A 13,814-nucleotide genomic window follows, 5' to 3' on the forward strand; every position below is an offset into this window, starting at 1 on the left:
ACCGCAATTGCACCATGACGCCCACGAAGCCTCGATGGTGCTGTGCCGCACAGGCATTCGGCTCAAGTGAACCCAGCATCGCCACATCCGTTGTCGCACACGGCTTAACGCATTCGCAGCCTCTTGCCAGGCACGCCGAGCGTGGGCTAGGGAATCGCACACGGCCGGCAGAGCAGTGCTATCACCGGAAGGTAGGTGCTGGGTTGAACTCTCGGCAGGTCGATACTCCGGCCCCGGTCTCCCCGGTTGACCGGAAGCTTCTGCATGCCGTGACCACGCGTTTGCCCCGCTGGCCCCTTGGCCACTGATCTTTCGGGCTCCAAGCCCGCATTATGCCGGGCGACGACGCTTGAGCCGTCGCCCGGAGTCTTGGTAGTGAGTGGGAAGAAAGGGTGCAGTCATGGTTTCGCACGAGAATCTCGCGGATGTGTTGGCGGACATGTTGTTCGGTGATCGACGCGCCACGGCCCAGCGGTACAACGAGCTGTTTGCCGAGGAAGAATTCGATCAGGATTGGTGGGCTGCCGCACAGGACCCGGGCACACGCGCCTACGAACGGTACCTGCGGCTGCTCCCGCGCCTGTCTGCCACCGAGACGGTGGGCGATCTGCGTGATCTGGTGACCTTGCACGAGCAGGCCACGGTGGTCGATCCGCATCTAGGATCTCTGCTCACAGTGCAGGTGAACCTGGTCCTGGGGACGCTGCTCGAGCAGCATGCACCCACCGGGGAAGTCGCCGCGGCTCTCACGGACCTCGTGGAAGGCCGCGCCGTGGGTGCCTATGTGCTGACAGAGGTCGGTCACGGTAGCGATTTGAACAATCTGGAGACCGAGGCGGTCTACGACCCGGCCGACGGTGGCGGGTTCATCCTGAGCACGCCGACCGACACCGCGATCAAGTTCATGCCGACCACCGCGCCGTCGCCGGTGGAGGGTGTCGCACGGTTCGGCATCGTGTTCGCCCGGCTGGTCCTCGGCGGAGCCGGCCATGGCGTATACCCGTTCCTGGTACGGCTCTGCGATGCGGACGGGCAGGTCCGACCAGGCATCACGATCCGCCGCCTGCCCGAAAAGCCCGGCCTGGGAATGGACAACGCACTGACTCGCTTCGACGGTGTGCGCCTGCCACGCGAGTGCCTGCTGTCCCATACCGGGACCCACATCGACCAGGACGGGCAGCTGATCGCGCCGATCCCCGCCGACAACCAGGTGTGGCGCGCCATCAGCCGAGTGCGGGTAGGGCGACTATGCATTTCGGCGATGGCCGCCGCCGTCTCCCGGGCCGCGGTGTCCACCGCGGTACGCCACAGCGCGCAGCGAGATATCGCGAGCATGGCCGGCGGTCGCGTCCTGCTCTCGCATGTCCCGGCGCACCACGCCCCGCTCTTGGATGCCATCTCCGATACCTACATCGCCACCACCGCAGTGGAAATCGCCCTGGACGCCTTCGCCGACGCGGTCGACGACCACCTCGACGAGCAGGGGCCACAGCTCACCGACCTGGTGGCACTGACCAAGCACCTCGCCACCTCCACCGCACTGCGGGTCTGCGGCGAAGTACGCGACCGGCTCGGCGCGCAGGGCATGTTCGCCCACAATCGAATCGTGGAGTACCGCGCTCTGCGTGATGCGGCGGCCACCGCCGAGGGAGACAGCTACGTCATCGCCCTGCTCGCCGCCTACCGTCGCCTGTCGCTCCCGGATGAGTGGACGCCCGGGTGCTGGGACAACCCTGAGCCCTTGGATATCGACACCCCCGGCAGCTGGCTCGACTGGCTCGGTGCCCGCGCGGCCTACCTGCAGCACACCACACTGGACACCTACGCCCACGCCACCGGCGACCGGCAAGCACGCTGGGACAGCGTCTATGACCTGGCTCTGGCTGCGGCCGAAGCGCACCTCGTGCACCAGGCCGCGCGGACCATGGCCGACCGCGCCAGCCGGCTTCCGGCCGGGCCTCGGCAGGTGGCAGAGAACCTTTTGACCCTGTTCGCTATCCGCCAGTGTCAGGCGCACGGGGCGGACATGCTCCCCGATGGTCCCTTCCCCAAGACCCGGCAATCGTTGCGGGACATGAGCAGTCAGCTGCACGGCCTGCTGGCTCCGCACCTGAGCGAGCTCGCCGGAGCGTTCGAGCTGGAACACGGATCCCTGCGCACCGTGTTCGACTCCGACACCTACATCACCCAATGTGCGAACGCACTCACGCTCGGTGACTGATAGTTCCACCAGCACGCCCGCCGTGCCCGACCTCGGGATGCTGGATCAGCATCCCGAGGTATCGGCTCTGCTGTCAGAAAATGGTCCGCGAGGGCGGAAAAACCACCGGCAGCATCGCCAGGGATCGGTGGAAAGGCCCAGGCCGCCACGTCAATTGGTCGGCAGGGCAGGCGAGCCGCATGTCCGGCAGCGCATCGAAGAGCTGATCGATAGCGTTGTGGGCGACCATGTAGGCGACATCCTGCGCGGGGCAGGCATGCGGCCCGGTGCCCCACGCCAGATGCGAGCGGTTGCCGTTGTAGGCACCTGAGATCGCGGGGTCGTTGTTGCAGGCCGCCATGCTGGTGACCACCGGCTGATTGGGCGGCAACCAGACGTCCTCGACTCTGCTCGGCTGCGCCGGGTAGGTGATACCGAAGTTCGCCAGCGGCGGATCCTTGAACAGCAACTCGTTCAACGCATCTGGCGTCGTCGACGCGTTTTGCCCGGAAAACCGGTCGTCGGTGAGCATCAGCAGCACGGTATTGGCGATCAGGTTCGTGAGCGGCTCGATCCCCGCCCCGTAAATCGTGACCAGTTGCTGAACGAGCTCCTCATCGGTCAGGCTCGCCGCATGGGCCAGCAACCGGGTGGTCACGTCCTCGCCAGGCTCCTCCCGTTTGAGGTTCACCAGCTCGCCCAGCGCACCCGCGAACAGTGCGCTGCCTTCCCCGGCATCGGTGCCCTCGAACATCATCGCCATACCTCGCGCTACCTGCTGTCCGATATCGGCCGGGCACCCGACCATCGCGTTGAGATAGGCGAACGTCACCGGAAGTGCGTACTGGCCCAGCAGATCCGCCTCCCCGTCCAGGCAGAACGTGTTGATCTGCGGGATCGCCATCTGCTCGATCTCGAGATGAATGCCGAACAGGGGGATGCTGTCGATACTGTCGACGCTGGCTTGCCGATAGCGCTCATGAGCCTGGCCCGCACTGCGCAGGGCATTCGGCCGGTACTGCAGCATCGGCAGGACCGGACAATCGGCGGGTATATCTTTCTCCCAGATGCGCGGGTCGGCCCGGAAACGCTGCGGATCGTTGTTGATCTTCACCGCGGTGTGGTAGCCGATCACCAAAGTTGCTGCAATACCAGGTGATAGCTCCACGGGGACCAGCGAACCGAACTTGCGGCGCATCTCGTCGTAGAACCAATGCGGGTTGGCCGCGAACTCCGGCGTGTACAGCGGCACCGGGGCCTGGCCAGAGACGGTGATGGCCGGTGCCGGTGCTTCGCTCCAGTCGGCTGAGGGGGAGGGATCATAGGGCGTTGTCAACGACATAACTCCAGGTATGGGACAGGGGGTGCAGCGACGTACCGAATGATCTCGAATGCGTCTGCGCTGGCCCTGAGTTCAGGTAGATAGGTTCTATCGACGAACGATGTGGACGTAATCCACACAGCCGCACGACATTTCGCAAAAAAATCGAATGCTGGTGCCTGAGTGACGATCTGGCGGGTTACGCACCGGCGATCAGGTTGGCCCTAAACGCGCGCCGAACTCCTGTGCCGATGCGGCGCAGGGGCAGCGCCATCGTCGACTCCGACCGACACTCACACGGAGGGGTCCACACCCAACAGGCTCCACGTCGCCAGATCATACCCACTCGAGCGCGCACCCGGCTTGCGGAGAATTCAAGCGCGCGAACACAATTCATCAGGCAGCCTGGCTTCTTCGCTGTAGGATGTCCGCGCCGAAGGCGGTCAGCGGGCGCTGATACAGATCGGCGAAGCGCTTGCGGGCCGCCTTCTGAGTGCCGGACAAGGGAGTCGGCATCCATTGCAAGTGTATGCGGTCGACCGTATGCTTACTTTATGACGACCATCGCGCAGCCTCTGACCGAGGAAACGGATCCGCACGTACTGCCGCCGACCGATCTCGCCGCCCTGCTGTTCGACGCGCCATGGCGGCGCTACGGAGTCTTCGGCGACAGCCTCTCGCTGGGTATGGGTGATCCGACCCCCGGCTACGAGAACCTGGGCTGGCCCGCCCGCGTCGAGCGAGTGCTGCGCATGGTGCGACCGGACCTGGAGTACCTCAATACCGCCCGGTTCCGCGCGACCACCGCACAGGCGCTCGACGAACAGGGGCGGCGCATGCGCGAGTTCAAACCCGATCTGCTGCATGTGAACAGCGGCGCGAACGATATCGTCCGGCGCACCCCCGACTGGGATCGGATCGAGGGCGACCTGCGCGATATGTACACCTTCGCCGCCCGAACCGGCGCCCAGCTCGCCGTCTACACCCTCGGCCGCGCCTACCTCGTCCCGGTCTTCCCGGACTGGACCGAACGTCTACTCAGACTCAATGACATCACCCGCAACCTGGCCGGTGAATTCGATGCCGTCCTGGTCGATTCCGAGAACCATCCGCTCAACGACCGCCCGAATCTGTTGAGCGAGGACAAGATTCACTTCTCCACATCCGGGCAGGCCATCCTGGCGACGCTGATGGTGCGGCAACTCGCCCATCGACTGAGCTGATTCGACGAAAGCCCGACGCCGGGTGAACTACTTCAGGCCGGGCGGGTTGCTCAGATCGCGAGCGTTGTAGGTGTCGCACATCTCGAGCTGCCCGGTCTTATAGCCGGACAGGAACCACTTCTGCCGTTCCTCCGACGAACCATGCGTCCACGCTTCGGGATTCACGCGGCCGGTGGATGCCTTCTGGATGCGGTCGTCACCCACGGCAGAAGCGGCGGAGAGGCCGTCGTTGATGTCGTTGGTGGTCAACGGCTTCAGGAAGGGAGTGTTCGAACCGGGCGCGGGTAGCTTGTCGGCGTAGTACGCCCAGACACCCGCGTAGCAGTCGGCCTGAAGCTCGGTGCGGACCGCGCCGGACTCCGGACCCTTCGGATCACGTTGCGCGCGATTGATATCGCCGAGCAGGTTCTGGATGTGATGCCCGAACTCGTGCGCCACCACATACTCCTGGGCGAGCGGCCCGCCACTCGCGCCGAAGCGATCCTTCAACTCTTGGAAGAAGCTGGTGTCGAAGTACGCGGTCTGGTCGGCGGGGCAGTAGAACGGCCCGACCGCCGACGACGCGCGCCCGCAGCCGGTGTTCACCTGACCGGAGAACAGCGCCACCTTCGGGTCGACATATTTGCGGTTGGTCTGCTTGGGCAGTTCGGTGCTCCACACCGCGTCCAGGCTCTGCACCGTCAGCACCACGCGGCAGTCGACGTACTTGTTCGCGTCCGCTCCGGTCTTGCAGTGATCGGGGGAGCCCGCGGTACCGGACTGTGAATTGCTGTCCGCGCCCGTGAACTGTCCGAGCACGCTGCCCGGGTCGCCGCCCAGCAGCAAGGTCGCGATGAGAGCGATGATGCCGAGGGCACCACCGCCGAGAGCCAATCCGCCGCCCATGCCCGGTCCGCCGCCACCGCCGGATACCCGGTTGGGGTCGATCTGCAGGCCCTCGTTGAAGGTCATGGGCAATAGCTTGGCATGGCCGCACGGATATCGGTTTCCACTCGGGAAACGTGTCTCACTACGATGGGAGCGCACCCGGCGGACCCCGTGGTGTTTTCCAGCCCGTCGAAAGGATTCCCGTGCTGCGCACCCACTTGGCTGGTTCGCTGCGAAGCGAGCAGGCCGGTCAGACCGTCACCCTCACCGGATGGGTGGCCCGGCGGCGAGACCACGGTGGCGTGATCTTCATCGATCTGCGTGATGCATCAGGCGTGTCGCAGGCCGTCTTCCGTGAGGGCGAGCCCGCCGAACAGGCCCATAAGCTGCGCAACGAGTTCTGCGTGAAGGTCACCGGTGTGGTCGAGAATCGGCCCGAGGGGAGCGAGAACCCGAATCTGCCGACCGGCGCCATCGAGGTGAACGTCACCGAACTCGAGGTGCTCAACGAGTCCGCGCCGCTGCCGTTCCAGCTCGATGACGAGCCCGGCGAAGAGGCCCGGCTGAAGTACCGCTACCTGGATCTGCGCCGCGAAGGCCCCGCGTACGCGATTCGATTGCGGTCCAAGGTCAGTGCCGCCGCGCGCGAGGTGCTCGGCAAGCATGCGTTCGTCGAGGTCGAGACCCCGACCATGACGCGCTCGACTCCCGAAGGCGCCCGCGACTTCCTGGTGCCCGCGCGGCTGCAGCCCGGCAAGTTCTACGCGCTGCCGCAGTCTCCGCAGCTGTTCAAGCAGCTGCTCATGGTCGCCGGTATCGAGCGGTACTACCAGATCGCGCGCTGCTACCGCGACGAGGACTTCCGCGCCGACCGCCAGCCCGAGTTCACTCAGCTCGACATCGAGATGAGCTTCGTGACGCAGGAGGATGTGATCCTGCTCGCCGAGGACATCCTCGTCGCGCTGTGGAAGCTCATCGGTCACGAGATCACCACCCCGATCCCGCACATGACCTACGCCGAGGCCATGCGCCGCTACGGCTCGGACAAGCCGGATCTGCGCTTCGGTATCGAGATCACCGAAATGGCGGAGTACTTCAAGGACACGTCCTTCCGCGTGTTCCAGGCTCCGTACGTCGGCGCGGTCGTCATGCCGGGTGGTGCGTCGCAGCCGCGTCGCCAGCTCGACGCCTGGCAGGAGTGGGCCAAGCAGCGTGGCGCGAAGGGCTTGGCGTACATCCTGATTCAGGAGGACGGCACCCTCGGCGGACCGGTCGCCAAGAACCTCACCGACGCCGAGCGTGAGGGTCTGGCCAAGTACGTCGGCGCGAGCCCGGGCGACTGCGTGTTCTTCGCCGCCGGTGAGGCCAAGCCGCAGCGTGCCCTGTTGGGTGCCGCGCGCGGTGAGATCGCCCGCAAGTGCGAGCTCATCGACGAGAACGAGTGGGCCTTCGTCTGGATCGTGGACGCCCCCATGTTCGAGCCGACGGCCGACGCCACCGCGAGCGGCGATGTGGCCCTGGGCTATTCGGCCTGGACCGCCGTGCACCACGCCTTCACCTCGCCCAAGCCGGAGCACCTCGACACCTTCGACACGGATCCGAGCTCGGCGCTGGCCTACGCCTACGACATCGTCTGCAACGGCAATGAGATCGGTGGCGGTTCCATCCGTATCCACCGCCGCGATGTGCAGGAACGCGTCTTCAAGGTGATGGGCATCAGCGAAGAGGAGGCGCAGGACAAGTTCGGCTTCCTGCTGGACGCCTTCTCCTTCGGCGCTCCGCCCATGGGCGGCATCGCCTTCGGCTGGGACCGCATCACCGCGCTGCTGGCCGGTGTCGACTCCATCCGCGAGGTCATCGCCTTCCCGAAGTCCGGTGGCGGCGTCGACCCGCTCACCGACGCACCGACCCCGATCACACCCATCCAGCGTCGCGACGCCGGCCTGGATGTGAAGCTGGACGAGAACGGCAATCCGGTGAAGGCCGAAAAGTAGCCTGCACGAAAGACATTGCACCCGTTGCCGGTAACTCCGGCGGCGGGTGCATCTTTTTGTGGCTGGTACTCGCGTCGCTCGGGCCTGGCAGTATTTCGGACATGTCGGACAAGGTGATTCAGTGGGGTGAGGAGCTCGCCGCAGCGGCGAGCAGCGGCGACGCGGAGACGGTTCGCCGGCGGACGGATGCCTTGGTGAGCGCGGGGTGTATCGACGAGGCGATTCCGTACTGGCAGCGAGCGTCGTCCGATGCGTATGCCGCCTACACGCTGGCCAGGTATCGGAAGATTCGCGGTGACCGTGCGGACGCCGAGCGGTTATATCGCGCCCATGCCGAAAGCGACGCGGGCTGTGCGTACGGACTCGCCGTCCTGCTGCAGGAGGATCGGGATCGCGAGGCGGGGGAGTGGTTTCGGCGCGGCGCGGAGCGGGGGCATCTCGAGTGCAAGATCGAGGCGGCGAAACTGCTTGCGGCCGAGGGCAAGCTGACCGAGGCGGCGGCGTTCTTGATGGCGGGTGCGGAGCTGGGAGACGTCGGGGTCTTCCGGTGGGTGCGTGAGTTCGAGGCGTTGCGGTCCGAGCTGGATTGGGTGGCGCAGGAGCTTGCCGCGGCGACCTCCGCCGCCGACAACGCAGACGCCGCCGACACCGCAGACGAAGCGCGGCGCAAGCTCAATGAACTGCGTCCCCAATTGCGTAACTATCCCGGACTGCTTGCCGAGTTCGAGGAGCACTATCGATGGGCGGCGGAGCTCGGCAATGTCGCCGCGCTCGCCGATCACGCACTCGCGCTCGACGAGTGCGGTGAGTACGAGGAGGCTCGTGAGCTGCTGCTGCGGGCCCGCGAACTCGGGTACTCCGGGGCGACCTATCTGCTCGGGCTGTTCGAGGAGCAGCGTGGTGAATTGGCGGCGGCCGAGCACTGGTATACCGAGGCGGCGAACGCGGATCATGAGTCGGCGCAATGGAATCTGGCGACGCTGTATCTGCGGCAGCGTCGCCTCGACGAGGCCGCGCACTGGTACGAGCGGGTCGGGCTCGATGACGACGACGTTCCGGGGAAGCTCGCGGCCATCGAAACAATGCGCGGACAAGACCATTCGGTTCGCCTCGCGAGTGTGGCGAGCCTGCCGGGCGTGCGGGCCCGCGCCGAATCGGGTGATGACCGAGCCCGTTTCGAATACGGCGCGATGATGTGGGGCTGGGCGGCCGGGCTGTCGGCCCGGCACATGATCGAGTGGATCCGCCCGGCCGCAGAGGCAGGCGATGTCGAGGCCGCGCGCACCATGGCGAAGATGAACGAGGAGCTCGGCCGGCCATACCTGCGCGACCACTGGTGGCGGCGCACAGCCGAATTGGGTGAACCGGCCGCCGGAGTCGAGATGGGTATGTTGTCCGAACATCACCATGATTGGCAGGAAGCCGAACGCTGGTACGAGCGCGCGGCCGCGCACGGCAATGGTCTCGCCCAGTTCTTCGCGGGCAAGCTCAAGGCCCAGCGCGGCGCGTTCGCGGAGGCGGAGCCGCTGCTGAAGCGCGCGTACCAGGAGGGTGCGGAGCGGGACTATCTGTTGGAGGCCACCGGGTACTACGGCCTCGTCCTGCACGGATTGGGCCGATCCGCCGAGGCCGCGCCATTGCTGCGCACCGCGGCGGATCGCTGGAAGGAGGTCGAACGCCGATACAGACGCGACGATCTCGCGAGGCGTTCCCGTACACCGGATTTCGCCGCGGCGGCCGAAGCCGCCGCGAGCGCGGCCGTGCAGTAGCTCAGTACTGCACGACCAGGCGACCGGTGAGGAATCGGTAGGCGTAGGTCACCGCGATCGCGGTGACCGGACCCGCCACCAGCAGGCCGATACCGCAGAAGAGCGCACCGACGAAGGTGACCACCATGACCGTCAGGGCGAGCAGGATCACCTGCAGCGCATTGGCGATCACCAGTTGGGCGCTGGACTTGATCGCCGTGACCGGATCCATCTCCTGATCGATCACGAAGTGCAGCGAGAACATGCACAGGATGCCGACGATCACCGCGGGGAAGACACAGAGCGCGGAGGCGATCAGGCAGGCCACGAAGACGATCAACGCCGTGAGCAGGACGCTGCCCGCGTTCACGAAGCCGAAGAAAGCGGGAAAATCCGGTGGGGTGCCATCGGTTTCGTAGAGCGCGCCGCGAATCATGGCCGCCTGCAACAACCAGACGATGAGCGCGGCCACCGCGAACATGAGCAGCACGCCCGCAAGAGACTGGACGTTCACGATATTCACCAGCAGGGTGACGACCAGCCACGCGATCAGGCCGATCAGCACCATGCCGACCCACGGAATCGGATTGGCGCGGAAGCGATCCCAGCCATACGAGACTGCATGGCCGACATCGAGACGCTCATACGCGGCCGCGGACACCTGAGTGGGCGCGCCGGGCGGGGTGCCGCCATTCGGGTCGACGCCCGGAGGGACATTGCCCGGAGGCATATTCCCGGGCGGGAAGCCCTGCTGCGGTGCGCCCGGCTGGCTATAACCCGGGGGCGTTCCGGGCTGTCCGTAACCCTGTGGAGCCCCGGGAGGGCCATAGCCACCCTGCTGCGGGAAGCCGCCCTGCTGAGGAGCGAATCCGCCCTGGGGTCCGCCTTGCGTTGCCGCGTAACCGCCTTGTTGCGGCGCATAACTACCCTGCGGCCCGCTCTGTTGCGGTGCGAACCCGCCCTGTGGCGCACCCGACTGCGGTGCGTACCCGCCCTGCTGCGGTGCGTAACCGCCCGCGGCGGAACCGTATCCACCCTGCGGGCCGGGGCTGCCGCTCGGGGTGTAGCCGGGCGGTGGCACCTGTGCGCCCGACTGCGGGTGCAGGCGCGGCGGGGGTTCCACCGCTTCGCTGCCGTACTGCGCCGCGCCCGGACCCTCGAATTGCGGGTAGCCCGCGAGGCCGGGCAACTCGTGGCGCCCGTGTTCGGGTCCGGGTTCACCACCGGAATGCGGTGGTGGTTCGGGGTTTTGGTGCTGTCCGGGGCGGGCGGTGGCGTGCGGTTCGCCTGTGTCGCCGGGAGTGTCGCCGGAGGGATCGTTCGGTGCGGAGGGCGGCGTGCCGGTCATGGTCGCGAGCCTTTCACATTTCCCGGTTTACGGTGTGGCGCACAGCAGTTGAACATGAGACAACTAGAACGCCCTGGTTGTGTCAAGCAACCAGCGCCGTGTGAGCAAACCCCGCACCGAGACACGCCGGGCGACGCGCGAAAGGTTGCGTAACCGCTCGCTGAAAGTGACCTGGTGCGAGTAACTTGGGACGAGATGACCGCACTATTGGCCGAACGCGCCGCCGAAGTCGTGTCCGCGGCACAGCAGTTGCTCACAAAGCGAATGGGTGCTCCGGTAAAGCTGAGCGATCCTATGGAACTCAGCGGCAGTGGTAGGACGACGGTGCTACGCGTACGTGTTGCGGAGAACGCGTTTTCACTTCCTCGCACACTCATAGTGAAGCAGGTACGCGGCGCCGCACAGGAACGACGCACCGGGGGCATGGCACCCGGTGTGGCAAGCATCGACTCCGCATTCCTGCGGGAGGCGGTCTCCTACCAATTCACCACCGCGCTGGGGCGCGATCACCGACCGGGCGCGTACCTACTCGCGTACAGCCTCCCCGATCGGCTCCTCATACTCAGCGACCTCGGTGAGAACACGTCACTCACCGCGGTCCTACAGGCGAACGCCGAACCCGCCGGGCGCAATTCGCTCATGGCGTTCGCGCAGGCTCTGGGCCGGATGCACGCCGCGACCGTCGGCCGTGAAGCCGACTTCGTGGCCCTGCTACGCCGCGTCGACGTGGTGCACCGGGTCGACGGTATCGCCCAGCAGGCCGAGACCGCCGTCTCCGAGGTGCCAATCATGCTGCAGCGCGAACTCGGCATCGAGGTGCCGGGCGAGATCGCCGAACGCATCGTGCGCGGTAACCGACTGTTCTCCGCCGGGCGCTACCGCGCCTTCAGTCCCTCGGATCTGTGTCCCGACAATGTCATTCTCAATGACGAGGGCGCCCGGTTCCTCGACTACGAATGGGGAGGCTTCCGTGACGCGACGCTCGATATCGCGTACGCCCTGGTCTCTTTCCCGGGCTGCCTCTGCGATTTCGAGCTCTCCCGCGAACGCGCCCGGCAGATGGTCGAAGCCTGGCGCTCGGAAGTGGTCGCGGTCTGGCCCGCCCTCGCCGATGACAATGTGCTCGCCGAGCGCATTCTCGAGGCACGCCTCATCTGGGTGTGGTTGTCCACGTACTGGTTCCTGCCCGCAGATCACACCCGCATTGCCGCCGCCCGTGAGCACGGACTCTCGATTCCGCGTTCGGCGGCGCTGATCAATCGCTGGGCCGCCCTCGCCGAGGACGCCCGCTGCACCGGTGACGACTCACTGGGCGATTTCGCCGAGCACGTGTCGGCGACGCTCGAGGAGCACTGGGAAGAGTAGATCCGAAGCGAAAGGCCGGGATCCACATCGGATCCCGGCCTTTCGCTGTTCAGCGGTTCGTCTCAGACCACGGGCGTCGCGCGCGGCTCGATACGCCCACCGCGCCGGACCCCGAAGGAACTGCCGTGGCGCACACCGGTATTGGGGTCGGTGACGTCATTGAGGTAGAACCAGTCCATCTGCGCCTGCTCGGCATCGACATGCAGGACGCCGTAGCCGTGCGAATCCAGCTCGGCATAGTGCAGGTGGCGGTTGACCGAGGTCAGCGCCGATTCGGCGACCACGGAGGCGGTACGCGGCGGCGTCTTGGTCATATCGCCCATGCTCTGCGAAGACACCGACGGCACAACGAATTCCACGCCCGCGGTCGGTCCGGCCGGGTACGTGCCGGCATCCAGGGGTACATCCGCGGCCCAGGAGGTGTGGATATCGCCGGTCAGGAACACCACATCGGCGATCTGATTGTCGGTGATGGCGTGCAGCAGTTTCTGCCGGTCGGCGGTGTATCCGTCCCACTGATCCAGATTGGCCGGAATGCCCGACTCCGGAATGCCGATGAGCTCGGTGAGCGCCTTGGTCGCATCGGGATCCAGCGGCGGGAAGACCAGCGGCGCGATCATGACCGGATTGCCGACCAACTTCCAGCTCACCGGCGCGGAGGTCAAACCGGCTGAGACCCAGTCCAATTGGTCCTTGCCCGCGATGGTGCGATCCGGATTGTCCACCGCGCGCCAGCCCGATCCGGACTTGGCCTGCTCGCTGCGGTAGCTGCGCAGATCCAGCATGGAGAGCTCGGCGAGCGTGCCGAAGCGCAGTCGCCGGTACAGCCGCCGATCGCCGCCGGTGCGCACCGGCATCCACTCCAGGTATGCCTGCAGGGCCGCCGCGCGCCGGGCCTGCCAATCGCCCTCGGTGGCGGGCTGATGATTCTCCGCACCACCGGACCAGGCATTATCGGCCGACTCATGATCGTCCCAGGTGCAGATGAACGGCAGCCGGGTATGCAGATCCGCCAGATCCGGATCGGTCTTGTACTGCGCGTGCCGAATTCGATAATCGGCCAGGCTCACGATCTCGTGCGCGGGCTCATGCCAGCGCACCGAACCATTGCGCCCGCCGTACTCGCCGCGCTGGTACTCGTAGATGTAGTCGCCCAGATGCACGATGGCATCGAGATCCCCGCGCGCCGCCAGATGCCGGTATGCCCCGAAGTAACCGGCCTCCCAGTTCGCGCAGGACACCACGCCGAGCCGCAGCCGCTCCGGAGTGTCCGAGGTGGCGGGTGCGGTATGCGTGCGGCCCACCACCGAGGTCTGGCCCAAAGCGCTGAAACGATAGAAGTATTCGCGTCCCGCGGTCAGCCCGGAGACATCGACCTTGATGGTGTGATCGGAATCCGTTGTCGCGGTCTGGGTTCCCGATGCGACGACGGCCGCGAAACCGGAGTCGGTGGCAACCTCCCAGCGCACCGCCGTCGACGCGCCCGAGCCCGAGCCCGGAGTCGCGTCCTCGGACGGCGTGACCCGAGTCCAGATGATCATCCCGCCCGGCAGCGGATCGCCGGAGGCGATGCCATGCCGGAAGACCGCGGACTCCGGGGAGTCCGCGCGCCCTACGCCGGAAGCGAGCAATGATGCCGCGACCGCGACGCCACCACCCTTCAGGGCGGAGCGTCGATCGAATCGGGCAGCGAGGATCTCGGGGGAGCGCACGGGACAGATCACATACGATTCGGCACCCACAGGCAA

General features: G+C 66.2%; 9 protein-coding genes. 5 read left to right on the forward strand and 4 right to left on the reverse strand.

The genetic code is table 11. The features are described 5' to 3' along the window. Window positions 1-400 precede the first annotated feature (400 nt). The gene (locus tag GFY24_RS07655; RefSeq protein ID WP_153804317.1) at window positions 401-2,221 is read left to right on the forward strand and encodes an acyl-CoA dehydrogenase family protein; all 1,821 of its coding nucleotides are present in this window, start codon (window positions 401-403) and stop codon (window positions 2,219-2,221) included. A gap of 73 nt (window positions 2,222-2,294) precedes the next feature. On the opposite strand, the gene GFY24_RS07660 is transcribed toward GFY24_RS07655, so the two are convergent. Further along, the gene (locus GFY24_RS07660; protein WP_228566092.1) at window positions 2,295-3,542 is read right to left on the reverse strand and encodes a cytochrome P450; all 1,248 of its coding nucleotides are present in this window, start codon (window positions 3,540-3,542) and stop codon (window positions 2,295-2,297) included. A gap of 533 nt (window positions 3,543-4,075) precedes the next feature. Here GFY24_RS07660 and GFY24_RS07665 point away from each other — a divergent pair. After that, on the forward strand, window positions 4,076-4,744 hold the full coding sequence (locus tag GFY24_RS07665; protein ID WP_153804318.1) for an SGNH/GDSL hydrolase family protein: 669 nt from the start codon (window positions 4,076-4,078) through the stop codon (window positions 4,742-4,744). A 27-nt stretch (window positions 4,745-4,771) separates the two neighbouring features. On the opposite strand, the gene GFY24_RS07670 is transcribed toward GFY24_RS07665, so the two are convergent. Continuing rightward, window positions 4,772-5,695 carry a neutral zinc metallopeptidase gene (locus tag GFY24_RS07670; protein ID WP_153804319.1) on the reverse strand — a complete coding sequence of 308 codons (924 nt, stop codon included), beginning with the start codon at window positions 5,693-5,695 and terminating at the stop codon, window positions 4,772-4,774. A gap of 119 nt (window positions 5,696-5,814) precedes the next feature. Between GFY24_RS07670 and aspS the strand changes: the two genes are divergently transcribed. Both aspS and GFY24_RS07680 read left to right on the forward strand, forming a co-directional pair. Then, window positions 5,815-7,605 carry an aspartate--tRNA ligase gene (aspS, locus tag GFY24_RS07675; RefSeq protein ID WP_309230586.1) on the forward strand — a complete coding sequence of 597 codons (1,791 nt, stop codon included), beginning with the start codon at window positions 5,815-5,817 and terminating at the stop codon, window positions 7,603-7,605. 101 nt (window positions 7,606-7,706) lie between these two features. Then, a complete protein-coding gene (locus GFY24_RS07680) occupies window positions 7,707-9,374 on the forward strand; it encodes a sel1 repeat family protein (RefSeq protein ID WP_153804320.1) in 1,668 nt (555 codons plus the stop codon). Between the two features lies 1 nt (window position 9,375). Here GFY24_RS07680 and GFY24_RS07685 read toward each other — a convergent pair whose 3' ends face one another. Beyond that, window positions 9,376-10,701 carry a hypothetical protein gene (locus GFY24_RS07685; RefSeq protein WP_228566093.1) on the reverse strand — a complete coding sequence of 442 codons (1,326 nt, stop codon included), beginning with the start codon at window positions 10,699-10,701 and terminating at the stop codon, window positions 9,376-9,378. Window positions 10,702-10,896: 195 nt separating this feature from the next. On the opposite strand from GFY24_RS07685, the gene GFY24_RS07690 reads away from it, so the two are divergent. Beyond that, window positions 10,897-12,066 (forward strand): phosphotransferase family protein, encoded by a 1,170-nt coding sequence (locus GFY24_RS07690; protein WP_153804700.1) that lies wholly within the window; start codon window positions 10,897-10,899, stop codon window positions 12,064-12,066. Window positions 12,067-12,128: 62 nt separating this feature from the next. Here the strand turns inward: GFY24_RS07690 and GFY24_RS07695 are convergent, their stop codons facing one another. Further along, entirely contained in the window at window positions 12,129-13,778 is a 1,650-nt protein-coding gene (locus tag GFY24_RS07695; protein ID WP_375336014.1) for an alkaline phosphatase D family protein, read from the reverse strand. Window positions 13,779-13,814: the final 36 nt, after the last annotated feature.

This window comes from Nocardia sp. SYP-A9097 (assembly GCF_009649815.1).
GTDB lineage: Bacteria > Actinomycetota > Actinomycetes > Mycobacteriales > Mycobacteriaceae > Nocardia.